The sequence below is a fragment of the Arthrobacter sp. SAFR-044 genome (assembly GCF_059414985.1).
Genome location: NZ_JBPFDN010000002.1, coordinates 80,318 through 95,694 on the forward strand (window position 1 = coordinate 80,318; position 15,377 = coordinate 95,694).

A 15,377-nucleotide genomic window follows, 5' to 3' on the forward strand; every position below is an offset into this window, starting at 1 on the left:
CATCTGGGGCCGGCCTCAAGGCCTGGTAAGCGCAGCGGAAACGATTCCTTCCAGTTCGGCGGCGGTCCCAAGGTCGTGCGGCCGGACCACTGCATTGTCAGCAACGTAGAAGAATGCGGCCCGCACGTCCTCCAGGGGAACATCCTTGAGTCGCGCCCATGCCAGCCGGTAGACCGCCAACTGTGTCGCGCGGGTCTTCAGCTGCCCGGCGGATGGCCGGCGGCCGGTCTTCCAGTCCACCAGGTCCCATCGCCCATCGGCGTCCTGGAACACGGCGTCCACCCGGCCGCGAACCACCACTTCCCCAACCCGGGTTTCCACTGGAACCTCAACGAAGGCCGGTGACCTGTCAGCCCAAGGGGAAGCCTTGAAGGTTGCCACCATTTCATCCAGGTCGTAGGCAGCATCGATATGGTCGTCCGAACCCGGGGCTTCGCCGAGGTCCAGCATGCCGGCCCTGCCGAAATACTCCTCCACCCAGGCGTGGAAAGCCGTGCCCTTCCGCGCGGACATGCCGGGTTCCCGCGGCACGGGGCGGCGCAGCCGGCCGAGCACCGCCTGGGGGTCGTCTCCGAGGTCAACAAGGGTGGAAGCTGAAATATGGGTGGGCAGGTGCACGTCCTGGCCACTTGACCTCCTTGCCCTTCGCTCCAGCAGCAGCGCAGCTTCGCGTGCCCAGCCTGCCGCTGCCCCCGTGAGGCCGGGCAACGGACTGCTTTCCTGCCGGGGACTGCTTGCCGGCCCTGACTGCTCCCCCCGGACCAGCTGGCCAGTGCCGGTGCCGATGCCGGTGCCAGTGCCGGTGCCCAGGATTCCGAGGACCCGCTGCGCCGCCGCTTCCATGGCTCCCCTGCGCCCCGGGGCCAGCCGCAGGCGCTCACCCGTTCGTGGGTCCACGGGTCCTTCAAGGGGATCGTAGGGCCAGCGGGCTTCCTCCATTTCCAGCGTCAGTGGGCTCCGGTCAGGCAGTGCTGCCTCCTCGAGCGACAGCGGATGGACCACCGCATTCGCGGGTGCTCCGCCGTCGGCCGGATGCGTCAGGGCTTCCAGCTCCGCAAGGAACGGAGACATCTCCGCGCGTCCGGCGCGTGATCCCACCCACGCTGCGCTGGACACCCACAGGACATGCTTGGCCCTGGTGTAGGCCACATAAGCGAGCCTCCGTTCCTCCGACTCGCCGTGGGCCTGGACGCCGGCCTTGTAATCTTTTTCCGCGTCCAGCCAGCCTTTCTGGTCCGGCTGGTCGAGGTCCCACTGGGGCAGATCTGCCCGGTCACCGCGAAGGGGCCATGGCAGGGCAGCAGAGCCGCTGCTCCAGCGGGAGTCCCGGTCGCTGGGGAAAGCGCCCGCGTTCATCCCCGGGACAAACACAACGTCCCACTCCAGGCCCTTCGAAGCATGCACCGTGAGCAGCTGCACGGCTTCCCGGTTTACGTCGCTGGCCGGCGCTTCCAGGCCGTTTTCTTCCGCCGACGCAGCCTCCAGCCAGGACAGGAAAGCGAGGATGTCCACCCGCTGGGAGGTACGGAGGAAGCCTGCGGCCGCGTCCTGGAAGGCATCGAGGTTGCGGCGGGCCTGGTGGATGCTGATTCCGGGCCGCGCTGCCACTTCGATGTCCAGCAGCATGGCCCGTTCCACCTCCCCCAGGAGCGTGGTGAGGTCATCACCGAGGTAACCGCGCAGTTGCCGCAGCTCGGCTGACAACCTGGCCAGCCTGCTGCGCGCATCCGGGCCCAGCGTGCGGCCATTCGACGAGGTCCACCCTTCCCGCGGCAGGAATTCCAGGGCCTCCACCAGGCTGGCCCCGTCCGTCAGGTCACCTTCGAGGATGGGGGCATCTGCTTCGTCGCTGTCGGTGTCCTCGATGTCGTTATCGAACCCCTGCGCAGCCTTTCCCCGGCTTCGTGCCAGCTGGCTGGACCAGTCACGCAGTGCCATGAGGTCGGCCGGCCCTATCCGCCACCGGGCTCCTGCGATAAGCCGCATGAGGGCATCAGACCGGCCGGGATCGGCAAGGACGCGCAATGTGGCTACCAGGTCCACGATCTCCGGGGTGTCCAGGAGCCCGCCAAGGCCCACGATTTCGTAGGGGATCCCCCGGGCTTCGAACTGCCGCCGCACCGGCTCCATCTGCGCCCGCCGGCGGCACAGCACGGCGAGCGCCGGGGGCTCAGCCGTACCGTCCGGCTTCAGCTCAAAGTCCGTCACCCGGTACTTCAGGACATCATCAGCCAGCGCAGCAGCCTCCTCCACGTCGCTGGCGAAACGCCCCAGCACCACAGTTCCGTCCACTGCGTAGGGGCTCGGCTGCAGCGGCGGTACTTCAGCAGCGGCTGGCCTGCTCCCGGCAGGTCCATGGTGTGCAGCTGTCCGGCCCAGGGATTGGGACATGACGTTGGCCGCCGCGAGGATGGACCGGCCGTTCCGCCATGCAGTGGTCAGGTAGGAGGTTGGGGCGGGCGCCCAGCCGGCTCCTTCCTCCGATCCGCCGGTGCGCACGGGAAACTCCCGAACGAAGTGGAACAACTGCCCTGCCGAAGCGCCCCGAAAACCATAGATCGACTGGTTGGGGTCGCCGACCGCCGTCACGGCATGACCGCCGCCAAAGAGGCGGGAAAAGAGCACCAGCTGGGCATACGACGTGTCCTGGAATTCGTCGAGCAGAACCACCTTGTACCGTTGCCGCTCCATCTGGGCTGCCAGGGGAACATCCTGCGCCACTTTGGCAGCAAGGGCCACAAGGTCGCCGAAGTCGAGTGCCCCGCGGGCTCGTTTGGCGGCGGCATAGCGGCCCACCATGTCGGCAACGCTTGCCCTGGTTCGCAGCATGCCGCCGAGATCCGAGGCCGCCTTCGGCGGGTTCCTCTTCTTGTCCACCAGGTACGGCAGGGATTCAAATTCCGACAGGCGCGCCATGAGCCACGCTTCCACATCTTCGGGTTCCTGGAGGTGCTCGGCGCATTCTCCGGCCAGCTGGATGACGGCCTTCACCAGGGTGGACTTGGCCGCGCGGAAGTGCTGGTATTCGCCGTCGTAGGCTTCAACCACCTCGCTGGCCAGCTGCCAGGCCTGCGCACCGCCGAGCAGAACCACGTCCCGCTCCACGCCCAACCGCAGCCCGTAGTCGGAAACGACGCCGCTGGCGAATGAGTGGTAGGTGGACACCTTGGGCTCCAGGGCGTCGCTGCTGGGCAGGCCCTCAGGAAAGACGCCGTGCCCGGTGTCCTTGGCGGCGAGACGCTGCAGCGCCAGGAGTTTTGACCGGATCCTGCTGGCGAGTTCGCCCGCAGCCTTCCGCGTGAAGGTCACGCCCAGGACTTCCTCAGGGGTAACCCATCCGTTGGCCACGAGCCATACCACCCGGTCCGCCATTGTGGCGGTTTTTCCCGATCCAGCGCCGGCGATGACCAGCCGCGGCGCCAAGGGGGACGAGATGATGGCGGATTGCTCCGGCGTGGGAGTGTTCTTTTCGCCGAGCAGCACAGAGAGTTCTTCCGGGCTGAAGCGTACGGCCGGGACGGCGTCAGCAAGAGGCAGTGCCGCGCTCATTCGGTCACCTGACGTCCGCGTACACACAGCGGGCATACCTCGGGGAGGCGGCAGCCATGGCCGCCATGGCTGCCCTTGGCGGGATCGTGCCGCGCTGTGAATTCACTTCCACCCATCACGGCGGCGGCCTCCTTGACCATGTCCATTGCCCAGTTCTCCTGCGGGTCGAGTGGTTCCTGCTGTTGGATGGCTGGGCTTTTTGCACTGGTCCCGAGCTGCGCCAGAACCGCCCCGCCGGACAGGCCCTGCCCGCCGCCGGAGCCGGCGTCGAACCCGCCGGCGAGCACTGCTGCCTGGTAGGCGCCAAGCTGCGGATGGCGGGACAGCTCGTCCTTGCCCGGCTGCCTTTTTCCGGTCTTGAGGTCCACCACCACCAGCCGGCCTTCGCCATCGATTTCCAGCCGGTCCACCTGGCCGCGGAGTACCGCGTCCCTCGGCGGGGCTTCATCGACCACCACGTGGCCAAGGGCCACCTCGAAGTCCTTCTCCACACCCAGCAGGCTGCGGCCTTCGCCCCTCATGGACAGCACATAGTGTGCCAGCTTCCGCACCATTGCCTCCGCACGCTGGAAGTCCAGCCGGCCCTCCCAGTTGTCCTTCATGCCGAGCGCAGGCCAGCGCCGCACGAGTTCAGCCACGTACTCGGATCCGGAGGCGTCCGGCATGTCCTGGGCGATCGCATGCACCAACGTGCCCAGGCTCCGGGCGAAGTCGGTGGCAGGCTCCCCTCCTGCTGCCTGGACAAACCAGTCCAACGGCGACTTTTGCACCGTCTCCACCTTTGACGGGGACACGGACACAGTTCCGCCCGGCGGGACCACAGCCTCGGCGGTGGTCAACGGGGCCAGCCCCCACCAGCTGTCGGGGTGTGCTCCGGCCACGGCAGGTTCGGCCGCGGCAAGATGCGCCAGAACCCTGGCGGCTTCTGCAGCCTGCGGTGTGCCGCCGTCGAGCTGGGCATGCTGCCGGAGCTCGGCAACCAGGGCGCGCAGCGTCATGGGCCGTTCCACCTGGGTGAAAGCCCGGCCCTCATCCTCCGGCCCCAGCGGTGCAACAAAATCCAGGAACGACGACGGCTGGTCATCCTCCGATGAGACCGCGGTGCAGACCAGCAGTTCCCGTGCCCTGGACACCGCCGTGGAGAAGCTGCGCAGTTCGTCATAGCGGATATCCCGGAGCCGGCTCAGCGGATCACGCTGGAGGGCATACTCGGGGCCATGTTCCACCGCATCCGCGTACAGGGTACTGCCGAGCAGTTCACCGCGGAGCCTGGTATTTGGCCATACCCCCTCCTGCAGCCCCGCAATGATCACCACGGGCCACTGCCGGCCCGCCGCACTGGCCGGCGTCATCAGCTCCACAGCGTCATCGAGCTGGGCTCGGGCAGCGAGGGTGTCCATGGGAAGCTCCTGGTTAAGGAGGTACTCCAGGAACTGTTCTGGACCAGCACCCGGCACCTGGTCCACATAGCGTTCCGCCGTATGGAAGAGCGCCATCATTGCGTCCAGGTCGCGGTCGGCCCGGGACCCATGGGGTCCTCCTGACAAAGCCGTCTCTGTCCAGGCCGACGACAGCCCCGTTGAATCCCAGAGTGCCCAGAGCACCGACTCGGCATTGGCGCCCGGCAGCCCGGCCGCCTCCCGCCCCGCACGGATCATCCGCGCCGTGCGCCGTGCGGCGCGGCCCTCGATCCCCAACGCACCCAGCGCTCCGGGTTCAAGCAGGGCCTGGACCAGCAGCGCATCACTGGCACGGCCTCCGCCGCCGAGGAGTTCCTCGCGCCGCAATGACTGCCGGAGCCTGCGCAGCTCAATGGAGGTAGCGCCCCCGATCCGTGAGGTGAGCAGGGACACCGCAGCTTCGGGAGTCAGAAGCTCAGGATCCAGTGCGATGGCGAACGCATCCAGGAGCGGCCGTACAGCTACTTCGTCCCGGACCGCGGATTCCGCCACTGGCACGCGTACGGGAATACCCTGGCCGGACAGATAGCGCTGCAGCTCACTGACTTGGCCGCCGTTGCGCACGATGACGGCCATATCCGCCAGGTCCCGGTTGTGGTTTATGTGCTGGTCCAGGATCCGCTGGGCAACGTACCGCAGCTCGTGCACTGGGGTAGGTACCAGGTGGGCCTCCACGCTGCCGGGCCCGCCGTCATGTTCAGGCTGTTGCAGGCGGCGGGCCAGTTGCCCGCCTGCCCGCTGGGATATGCGGCCCGCGACGTTCAACCATGCCTCTGCAACCGCCGGCGCCAGGCCATGCGCATGCCACAGCGGACGCTCGAGGACTGACGGCCGGCCGGCCAACAGCCGGGGCAGTTCAGCCACCAAATCGGGCCGGGCCCCCCGGAATCCCTGGACCACCGTGTCCGGGGACGACGTCACGTAGCAGTCCTGCCCGGCAGCGATATCCGCCAGCAACTCGAAGATGGCGGGGTTTGCTTCCTGGATATCGTCCACCAGGACAACCTCCAGCCTGGCACGTTCGGCAGCGAGGAACTCCGGTGCGTCCTGGAAGATTTGCCGGGCAGCTGTGATGATCCCGGCGGGGTCGAAGGCTTCGGGCATCCGCAGGTCCAGAACGTCCCGGTATTCAGCGTAGAGCGCTGCTGCGGCTTTCCAGTCCGGCCGGCCGCAGGCATCCGCCAACTGGGCAAGGTCTTCAGCCGTGCGGCCCGATTCGATGATGCGGTCGAAGAGTTGCCGCACCTCCTGGCGGAAGCCCCTGGTTTCCAGGGCGCCATCAAGATCCGACGGCCACGGCAGTTCCAGTCCCGGCAGCCTGTGGCCCTCGAGGAGTTCCTTGATGATGAGGTCCTGTTCGGGACCTGACAGAAGGCGCGGCGGCCTGGGCAGCGGTATGACACCTTCGGCCTTGGCACGGCGGATCAGGTCGAATGCATACGACGCCCAAGTCCTGGCCGGAGTGGTGCTGAGGCTCCTGTCCAGCCGGGCAGTGAAGCGGTCCCGCAGGAAATCGGCGGCAAGACGCGTGGGTGCAAGGATCAGGGTGCGTTCGGGGTCCACTCCGTCGCGGAGAACCCGCTGGACGGCGGCCTCGACGAGGACGGTGGTCTTTCCCGTGCCCGGCGCACCTGGAACCAGGACTGGTCCGGAGCCTTGGGCGACGTCAACGGCTGCCTGCTGGTCCGGTGTGAGCCGCAGTGATTCCGCGTGCACCCGCCGGGGCGGGAGCAACCGAAGGGCGGGGGCGGCCGGCAGGGCGCTGTTGCCCTCCCGGTCTCGTGTGGCGGGGGAAGCCGGCCTCCGCCCTGCTTCCGGTTCTTGCCGGTGCGGGTCCCAGGGGCCGGTCAAAGGAATTGTTACGGTCACAAAACCATTCCATCATCAGGCACCGACAACCTGTGAAGCCGACGCTCCAGTTCCTCGGCGACTGCGTCGATGCCGTCAAAATCACTCTCCGTCGGCGCCCACCGTGCGGTGGTCAAGTCCACCCGCCACCGCCCCTCCCCGGTACGGAGGTAAGACCTGTAGTCGCCAACCAGCGGAGTACCTTCCTCAAGGTAAAGGAGCAGGGCCTCGGCTTCGTGCCCGTGGGGCGCCTGGCCATTGGCTTTCAGGACGCGCCACCAAGGGGCGCCGCCGCCATGATGGCTCATTACGGAACCTACCTGGCGTGGACCGCCGGAACCCAGGAGCTCGGCAACGTCACCGTAGGATACGGCCGTCCCTGCCGGCACCAGCCTCACGACGGCCAGGACGGCTTGGACGTACTCATTCCGCATTGATCCAATCTATCGTCAGTGGCGCTCCACGGAATTGTCGGTGGGTCCCCTTAGCGTTGAAGCATGAGTTCCTGGAACACCCTCCCCCGAGCAGCCTTCGACCTGGAAACCACCGGCCGCAATTCGCGCGCGGCGAGAATCGTCACGGCCTCGATTACTGTGGTGGATCACCAGGGTGAGGTCATCAAGGAGCACGAGTGGCTGGCCGATCCGGGCGTGGAGATACCCGTGGAGGCAAGCGACGTCCACGGCATCACCACAGAACAGGCCAGGCGGGACGGCCGCCCTGCCCATGAGGTCACGCGTGAGGTCGCCGCAGTACTGCAGGAACTGTTCGATTCCGGCACCCCGGTGATCGCATTTAACGCGAGCTACGACTTCACGGTTCTCGCGGCCGAATCCGCAAGGTACGGGATTCCGCAGCTGTCCCGTTTCCCGGTCCTGGATCCCTACATCATGAACAAGCAGGTTGACCGCTACCGCAAGGGGAAGCGGACGCTCACCGCACTGTGCGAAGAGTACGGCGTGGTTCTGGACAATGCGCACACCTCCGCAGCGGACGCCCTGGCTACCCTCAGGGTGTTGGATGCAATGGCAGGCAAGTTCCCCAAGCTGATGATGCCGGCCAGCCAGCTGCACCAGCTTCAGGTGGACTGGGCGGTCAGCCAGGCATCGGACTTCCAGGAATACCTCCGCAAGACGAAGCCGGCCGCCGTGATCGAGGGAGACTGGCCGGTGCTGCCCCCGCAGGACGCGACGGCAGCTGGTTTCTAGGGCTTCTGCATACGCCCTTTTGGGAGACATGTCACAGTCACGTCGCTTAACAAAGTTCCGGGCCGCGACAAGGGCATCATTCGCCTGAGCCGCGGGTGGGACCTCCAACTGCCCGCCCTAACGACGGTCTGACGCAATTTCCTTCGCCTTGCGACTGAATGACGTCCCGATTCTTCACCTGAGCCCCGGTATTCACCCAAGTGAGACAATAAAGTTTTGCGGTCACCCCTGCCCCGGACAGCTGGACCAGCGCCGGGCAGGTGCCAGGCGCCACAGCGCTGCCTTGCGGCCCGGTCGACTTATGCCTCATATGAAAGTGACAACCTGATGAAAATCAAAGCGATGAAGTGGCTCACTACCGCTCCCGTTGCACTGGCCCTCGCGGTTTCCCTCGCAGCCTGCGGTGGCGGGTCTTCACAGCCCAGCGGCTCCCCCACGGACGCCCTGAAGGGCAGTGACCAGCAGACGCTGGACAAGTACACCACCGCCGACGTCACCCCCCTCGACAAGATTGATAAGAGCAAGCTCGGCCTCATCACCGAGGGCACCCTGCGCGTGGGAACGTTGTCAGACGCCCCGCCCAATATCTTCGTTGATTCCTCGGGCAAGTTCACTGGCTACGATAATGAGCTTCTGCGGGCGATGGCTGACAAGCTGGGGCTCAAGGTCGAGTTCGCCTCCACCAAGTTCCAGGCGCTTCTCAGCCAGGTAAAGAACAAGCAGTTCGATGTGGGATCCTCCTCGATTTCCACCACGGACGCCCGCCGTGAAACGGTTGCCTTCACCAATGGTTATGACTTCGGTTACATGGCCCTCGTGACCAAAGAAGACGCCAAGGTCCAGACATTCGCGGAACTGAAGAGCGGCCTCCGCATTGGCGTCGTTAGCGGCAGTGTTCAGGAAGACTACGTCAAGAACACCCTGAACATTGAGCCTGTTTCCTTCCCCGACTACAACACCGTTTTCGCCAGCCTGAAGAGCGGCCAAGTCGACGCCTGGGTGTCTCCGTCCCAGCAGGCAACCGGCCAGGTCAAGCCGGGTGACGGCACGAAAATCGCCGAGAAGAAGCTCAACACCCAGAATTTCACCGCTTACGCCGTTGCCAAGGACAACCCTGCCCTGCTCGAAGCGCTGAATTCGGCCCTTGATGCCATCGTTGCCGATGGCACCTGGTCCAAGCTGACTGCCGAGTGGTACACGGACCGCCCGACGGCTGCCGAGCAGACCCCCGAGGGTTGGAAGCCGGGCAGCAAGGCCGTCAAGATCCCAGCGAAGTAGACACCGGCTACCCAGAAAAGATAGCGACGCCATATGGATTTCCTGACACGACTCGGAGAGACCTTCCTTGACTGGGAGAAGATCGCTGAGGTTCTGCCAAGCATGTTCGCTGTGGGCCTGCCCAATACGTTGGTCCTTGCGATCACTTCGGGACTCATCGGGGCCTTCGCCGGCCTGGTCCTGGCTCTCATGGGAATTTCGCGGAATCCTGTGGCACGGTGGGCCGCCCGGGTGTACACAGACGTATTTCGTGGACTCCCGGCCGTCCTCACCATCCTGGTCATCGGCCTTGGATTCGGACCAATATTCCGCGAGATGACGGGCAGCAACAGCCCCTACCCCATGGGCGTTGCGGCTCTGTCGCTCATGGCCGCCGCGTACACGGGTGAAATCTTCCGTTCCGGCATTCAGAGCGTAGACAAGGGGCAGCTCGAGGCGTCACGCGCCCTGGGATTCGGCTACGGTGCGTCCATGCGCTTGGTGGTGGTTCCCCAAGGCATCCGCCGCGTGCTTCCTGCCCTCATGAACCAGTTTATTGCGCTGATCAAGGATTCCTCATTGGTCTTCACCTTGGGCTTGCTGGCCACGGAACGGGAACTGTTCCAAATCGGCCAAGACGCCGCCGCCCGCAGCGGTAACCTGTCGCCATACGTGGCAGCTGCCATATTCTACCTGGCCATGACCATCCCGCTCACTCACCTGGTCAACTACATCGACGCCCGGCTGCGCAGCGGCCGGCCCGAAAAGAAAGAACCGGACGACGCCGCGGCCGTCGTTGGAAAGGGAGCCCAGGCATGACCGGTTTCGCGTCAGGAACGCTGAGCGCCAAGAACATCCACCTTTCCTTCGGCAGCAACCATGTGCTGCGGGGAATCGACCTGCACGTTCCCCAGGGCACCACGGCGTCGGTCATAGGCCCGTCGGGTTCGGGAAAGTCCACCCTGCTGCGGGTCATGAACCGGCTGATCGAACCCGAGCAGGGGGACATCCTGCTGGATGGCCGCTCCGTCCTGAAGGACAATCCCGACGAACTCCGCCGCCGGATCGGCATGGTGTTCCAGCAGTTCAACCTGTTCCCCCACAAGACGGTTGAGGAAAACGTCTCGCTGGCCCTGCGTAAGCTGCGCAAGCTCTCCAAGGAGGAAGCGCGCAGCGAGGCACTGGAACAGCTGGACCTGGTGGGCCTGAAGCACAAGGCCGATTCCCGCCCGGCCAACCTTTCCGGCGGCCAGCAGCAGCGCGTGGCCATCGCCCGTGCGCTGGCCATGAAGCCTGAGGTCATGTTCTTCGACGAGGCAACCTCTGCCCTGGACCCCGAATTGGTCAAGGGGGTCCTGGCCCTGATGACGGACCTCGCCAAGGGCGGCATGACCATGGTGGTGGTGACCCACGAAATGGGCTTCTCCCGCAACGTCTCCGACGCCGTGACGTTCATGGATGCCGGCGTAGTGGTGGAGTCCGGGCCGCCGGAGCAGCTCTTCACCGCGCCAAAGACTGACCGGCTCAAGGACTTCCTCTCGGACGTCCTCTGACGCCTGAGGCAGTAAAAGAAATCCCCGGCTGCAGCTGCAGCCGGGGATTTCTGCGTCCAGCCCCGCGAGATGGCATTTAAGGACAGTCCCACGGAAGGGAATTGGCCTTAAGTGCCATCTCGCGGGGAAGCACGACGGCGGAGCTAGCCCTGGGCGGCTGCGGCCGCCTTCGCCGCGGCCGGCAGTGCATCGTAGACCCGGTTCATCGCGTCGTCGTCGTGCGCGGCGGAGAGGAACCAGGCCTCGAAGACCGACGGCGGCAGGTAGACCCCGGAGTCGAGCATCGAGTGGAAGAACGGCGCGTAACGGAACGCCTCCTGAGCCTGGGCGTCGGCGTAGTTGTGGACGCCGTGGGCTGAGGTTCCGAAGGCCACCGAGAAGAGGTTTCCGGCGAACTGGATCGAGTGGTCCACTCCTGCGGAATCCAGCGCGTTGGAGACGGCGGAGGAAAGTTCCAGGGAACGGACGTCGATGAACGAGTAGACGTCGCGGGTGGCGTGGGTCAGGGTGGCAACGCCGGCGGCCATGGCCACCGGGTTTCCTGACAAGGTGCCCGCCTGGTAGACGGGGCCGGTGGGCGCCAGGTAGTCCATGACGTCGGCGCGGCCGCCGAGGGCCGCCGTCGGCATTCCACCGCCGATGACCTTGCCGAACGTCAGCAGGTCAGGCGTCCACGGGTCCTGGGCATCCGGCGCGCCCCCGGTGAGGCCCCAGTAGCCCGAGTAACCAGTCCGGAAGCCGGTCAGGACCTCATCGACGATGAGGAGCGCGCCATGCTCGCGGGTGATCTTTGAGAGGCCGAGGTTGAATCCCTCGGCAGGGGTGACCACGCCCATGTTCGCCGGCGCGGCCTCGGTGATGACGGCAGCGATATTGGGGCCGTGCACAGCGAAGGCTTCCTTGACGGCAGCGAGGTCGTTGTAGGGCAGCACCAGGGTCTCCGCGGCGGTTGCTTCCGTGACACCGGCGGAGCCGGGCAGGGCAAGGGTTGCCAGGCCGGAGCCTGCCGCAGCCAGCAGTCCGTCCAGGTGGCCGTGGTAGCAGCCGGCGAACTTGATGATGAGGTTGCGCCCGGTGAATCCGCGGGCCAGCCGGACGGCGGTCATGGTGGCCTCGGTGCCCGTGGACACCATCCGAAGGCGTTCGACGGCGGGGACGCGCTCCTGCACGATCTCCGCCAGGTTGGCCTCGTCCGGGGTGGACGCGCCAAAGGAGAGCCCACGGTCAACGGCCGCGTGGACCGCATCCAGCACGGCAGGGTGGGCGTGTCCCAACAAGGCCGGGCCCCAGGAGCAGACCAGGTCAACGTATTCTTTGCCATCGGCATCCGTCAGGTACGGTCCCTTGGCGGAGACCATGAAGCGCGGCGTCCCGCCCACAGAGCCAAAGGCCCGCACCGGCGAGTTAACGCCGCCCGGCATCAGCTGGCGGGCGCGGTCGAAGAGTGCCTCGTTGCGAGGATTGCTGGAAGTCATGGTTCCTATTCTCTCAGTTGGCCGGCAAGCTCAGTCAGCCGGCGAGCAGTTCGGCAACGCGCGGGGCCACCGCGGTGCCCATCAGTTCGATGGAGCGCATCATGGCGGAGTGTGGCAGCGGACCGTTGCTGTATTTCAGGTCGAACCGGTCCACGCCGAGGTTCCGCTTCAGCCGGACGATTTTCCGGGCCACGGTCTCGGGTGATCCCACGTACAGTGCGCCTTCGGCGGAACACAGTGCGTCGAATTCGCCCCGGCCGGCCGGACCCCACCCGCGCTCGGCACCAAGCTTGTTCCGCAGGGCAAGCCAGTGCGGGAACAGCTCTTCCCGTGCCTGCTCATCCGTGTCGGCAACATGGCCGGGCGAATGTGTGGCCACCTGCTGCATGGGGTGGCCGTACTTGCCCATCGCCTCCCGGTAGAGGTCGGCCAGGGGCCGGAACCCCCGTGGCTGGCCGCCGATGATCGCGAAAATAATCGGGTACCCGTACTCGGCGCAGCGCAGCACGGATTCCGGCGTGCCGCCCACGCCGATCCACGTGGGCAGCAGGTGGTGCTCCAGGGGCGGATAGACGCTCAACCCGTGCAGGGCGGGACGCGTGCGCCCCTCCCAGTGCACGGGCTTTTGCGCCCGGACCTTGCTGAACAGCTCGAGTTTTTCCTCGAACAGGACCTCGTAGTCGGCAAGGTCCAGCCCGAACAGCGGGAAGGATTCCACGAAGGATCCGCGCCCGAGCATCACTTCGGCCCGGCCATTGGAGATGGCGTCCACGGTGGAGAAGCGCTGGAACACCCTGATGGGATCGTCGGAGCTGAGGACCGTCACCGCGGAGCCCAGCCGGATGCGGGATGTGCGCGCCGCGGCGGCAGCCAGGAAGACCTCCGGCGCGGACACTGCGTAGTCCTTGCGGTGGTGCTCCCCCACGCCAAAGGCATGGAGTCCGACGGCGTCCGCCAGTTCCGCCTGCTCCAGCAGCTGGCGCAGGACCAGGGCGTGCGGCTGCGGGCTGCCGTCCGGGTTCTCCCCAACATCGCCGAAGGTGTTAAGGCCGAGGAGGATTCGGTCCTCCCCCACCGGTGCGGTTGGTGACGCGGAAGGGTCGGTCACCGTGTTTCCGTCAGCCAGCCGGCCAGTTCGGCGGCCCAGTAGGTGAGCACCGTGTGGGCTCCTGCCCGCCGGATGCCCAGTACGGATTCGGTGATGGCGGCCCGGCGGTCGATCCATCCGTTGGCGGCGGCGGCTTCGATCATGGCGTATTCGCCGGAGATCTGGTACGCGGATACGGGCACCGGGCTCATCGCGGCGACGTCCGCCACGATGTCCAGGTAGCTCATGGCCGGCTTGACCATGATGATGTCTGCACCCTCGGCAAGGTCCAGTTCCACCTCGCGCAGGGCTTCGGTGCGGTTGCCCGCATCCATCTGGTAGGTCCGCCGGTCGCCCCTGAGCTGGGAGTCCACCGCTTCACGGAACGGCCCGTAGAACGCGGAGGCGTACTTCGCGGAGTAGGCGATAACGGAGGTGTTGACGTGGCCGGCCTCATCCAGGGCTGAGCGGATGGCGGCGATCTGGCCGTCCATCATGCCGGAAGGGCCCAGCATGTGGGCACCTGCCTCTGCCTGGGCAACGGCCATCCTGGCGTAGATCTCCACGGTGCGGTCGTTGTCCACGTAACCGTCGGCGTCGAGCACGCCGCAGTGGCCGTGGTCGGTGAATTCGTCCAGGCAGACATCGCTCATGATCACCAGGTCATCGCCCACTTCCGCGCGGACGTCCCGGATGGCCTTGTTCAGCACGCCCTTGGGGTCCAGCGACGCGGTGCCTTCGGCGTCGCGGGTTTCCGGGATGCCGAAGAGCATGATGCCGCCCAGGCCGAGCTCAACGGCCTCGGCGGCGGCCCGCTTCAGGGTGTCGGTGGTGTGCTGGACCACGCCGGGCATGGAGGTGATGGGGTTGGGCTCGGTGAGGCCCTCCCTGATGAAGGCCGGAAGGATGAGTTCGGCCGGGGACAACCGGGTTTCGGCGGTCAGCCGGCGCATGGCGGGGGTGGTGCGCAGGCGGCGGGGGCGTTGGTTGGGGAAAGTCATGGATCCTGTCCTTCGCGTTGATTATGAAGCTGGGGAAGCGCTGCTGGTCACCGTCAGGGCGGGTTGAGGGCCTTCGCGACGGCGGCCACCAGCCCGTCCGGTGTGGGCTCTGCCGCCACCTCAGCGACCTCAAGGCCCAGGCCAGCGGCCTCGTCCGCCGTCGAACGGCCAATGGCGATGAGCCGGCAGCCCGCGATCGGCCCGAGGGCAGCGATGCGCCGCGCGGCGCTGGGCGAGGCGGCGATCACCGCGGCTATACGTCCTGCGGCGATGTCCGCGGCTGCGGTTTCCGGCGTCAGGAGGGAGTACGACGGCGGCTGGGGACCGGCGTCGCCGTCCTCCGCCTGCACGGCAAGCCTCCGTTCCGCTGCCGCCGGGTAGTCGACGGTGCGGTAGGCAGTCACGGCGGTGACGGTGCCTGCCGCTTCCAGTCCCGCCGCCAGTGTTCCGGCTGCGATGTCCGCCTGCGGCAGCAGGATCCTGCCGCCGCAGGACCAGACGGCAAGCAGGCCGGCAGCCGACTGCTCTCCGGGCGGCGTCAGCTCCACCGTAAGGCCGCCCGCCTCCAGCAGCCGGCGCGTCGCGGGACCGACGGCGGCGATCCGCGTCCCCGAAGGAACCAGTTGGTCCAGGCGGAGGCCGCGTTCGGCAGCCTTTTCCATCAGGACGTGCACTGTTGTGGCGCTGCTGACCACCAGCCAGTCGAAGGCGCCCGCGGCCAGCGCGTCGCAGGCGACGTCCAGCGCGTGCTGGTCCGGCGCCCTCTCGAAGTCGATGAGCGGGAGCAGCACAGGCTGGGCACCGGCTGCCTTCAATGCCTCCACCAGGGCTCCCGATCGTTCCGGGCTGCGCGTAATCAGGACCCGGACCCCGCCAAGCGGCATGCCACCGGCCGGTTCTTGGGATCCGGATCTGCTGGAGGGCTGCATCATTGCCAGG

At 66.5% G+C, this 15,377-nt stretch carries 11 protein-coding genes; 4 read left to right on the forward strand and 7 right to left on the reverse strand.

Annotation, left to right across the window (positions count from 1 at the left end; translation table 11 throughout):
- Positions 1-15: 15 nt before the first annotated feature.
- The 3 genes from ACR65J_RS03085 to ACR65J_RS03095 all read right to left on the reverse strand — a co-directional run bounded on the left by ACR65J_RS03085 (position 16) and on the right by ACR65J_RS03095 (position 7,291).
- A complete protein-coding gene (locus tag ACR65J_RS03085) occupies positions 16-3,549 on the reverse strand; it encodes an ATP-dependent helicase (protein WP_440165984.1) in 3,534 nt (1,177 codons plus the stop codon).
- Positions 3,546-6,767, reverse strand: coding sequence for an ATP-dependent helicase (locus tag ACR65J_RS03090; RefSeq protein WP_440166647.1), 3,222 nt, complete (start codon positions 6,765-6,767; stop codon positions 3,546-3,548). Before ACR65J_RS03090 ends, ACR65J_RS03085 begins: the two co-directional genes overlap by 4 nt.
- A 107-nt stretch (positions 6,768-6,874) precedes the next feature.
- Positions 6,875-7,291, reverse strand: coding sequence for an MGMT family protein (locus tag ACR65J_RS03095; RefSeq protein ID WP_440165986.1), 417 nt, complete (start codon positions 7,289-7,291; stop codon positions 6,875-6,877).
- Between the two features lie 63 nt (positions 7,292-7,354).
- On the opposite strand from ACR65J_RS03095, the gene ACR65J_RS03100 reads away from it, so the two are divergent.
- From ACR65J_RS03100 to ACR65J_RS03115, 4 genes are all read left to right on the forward strand, one after another.
- The gene (locus ACR65J_RS03100) at positions 7,355-8,065 is read left to right on the forward strand and encodes a 3'-5' exonuclease (protein WP_440165988.1); all 711 of its coding nucleotides are present in this window, start codon (positions 7,355-7,357) and stop codon (positions 8,063-8,065) included.
- Positions 8,066-8,392: 327 nt separating this feature from the next.
- Positions 8,393-9,343 carry a substrate-binding periplasmic protein gene (locus ACR65J_RS03105; protein WP_440165989.1) on the forward strand — a complete coding sequence of 317 codons (951 nt, stop codon included), beginning with the start codon at positions 8,393-8,395 and terminating at the stop codon, positions 9,341-9,343.
- Positions 9,344-9,376: 33 nt separating this feature from the next.
- The gene (locus ACR65J_RS03110) at positions 9,377-10,141 is read left to right on the forward strand and encodes an amino acid ABC transporter permease (RefSeq protein WP_440165991.1); all 765 of its coding nucleotides are present in this window, start codon (positions 9,377-9,379) and stop codon (positions 10,139-10,141) included.
- Positions 10,138-10,875, forward strand: coding sequence for an amino acid ABC transporter ATP-binding protein (locus ACR65J_RS03115; protein ID WP_440165993.1), 738 nt, complete (start codon positions 10,138-10,140; stop codon positions 10,873-10,875). The genes ACR65J_RS03110 and ACR65J_RS03115 overlap by 4 nt, the downstream gene beginning before the upstream one ends.
- 143 nt (positions 10,876-11,018) lie before the next feature.
- Here ACR65J_RS03115 and hemL read toward each other — a convergent pair whose 3' ends face one another.
- The 4 genes from hemL to ACR65J_RS03135 are packed head-to-tail and all read right to left on the reverse strand — an operon-like array spanning position 11,019 to position 15,370.
- Entirely contained in the window at positions 11,019-12,350 is a 1,332-nt protein-coding gene (hemL, locus tag ACR65J_RS03120) for a glutamate-1-semialdehyde 2,1-aminomutase (RefSeq protein WP_440165995.1), read from the reverse strand.
- A 34-nt stretch (positions 12,351-12,384) separates the two neighbouring features.
- Positions 12,385-13,458 (reverse strand): LLM class flavin-dependent oxidoreductase, encoded by a 1,074-nt coding sequence (locus ACR65J_RS03125; RefSeq protein ID WP_440165997.1) that lies wholly within the window; start codon positions 13,456-13,458, stop codon positions 12,385-12,387.
- The gene (gene hemB / locus ACR65J_RS03130) at positions 13,455-14,438 is read right to left on the reverse strand and encodes a porphobilinogen synthase (RefSeq protein WP_440165999.1); all 984 of its coding nucleotides are present in this window, start codon (positions 14,436-14,438) and stop codon (positions 13,455-13,457) included. Before hemB ends, ACR65J_RS03125 begins: the two co-directional genes overlap by 4 nt.
- Before the next feature lie 53 nt (positions 14,439-14,491).
- Positions 14,492-15,370 carry a uroporphyrinogen-III synthase gene (locus ACR65J_RS03135; protein WP_440166001.1) on the reverse strand — a complete coding sequence of 293 codons (879 nt, stop codon included), beginning with the start codon at positions 15,368-15,370 and terminating at the stop codon, positions 14,492-14,494.
- Between the last annotated feature and the right edge of the window lie 7 nt (positions 15,371-15,377).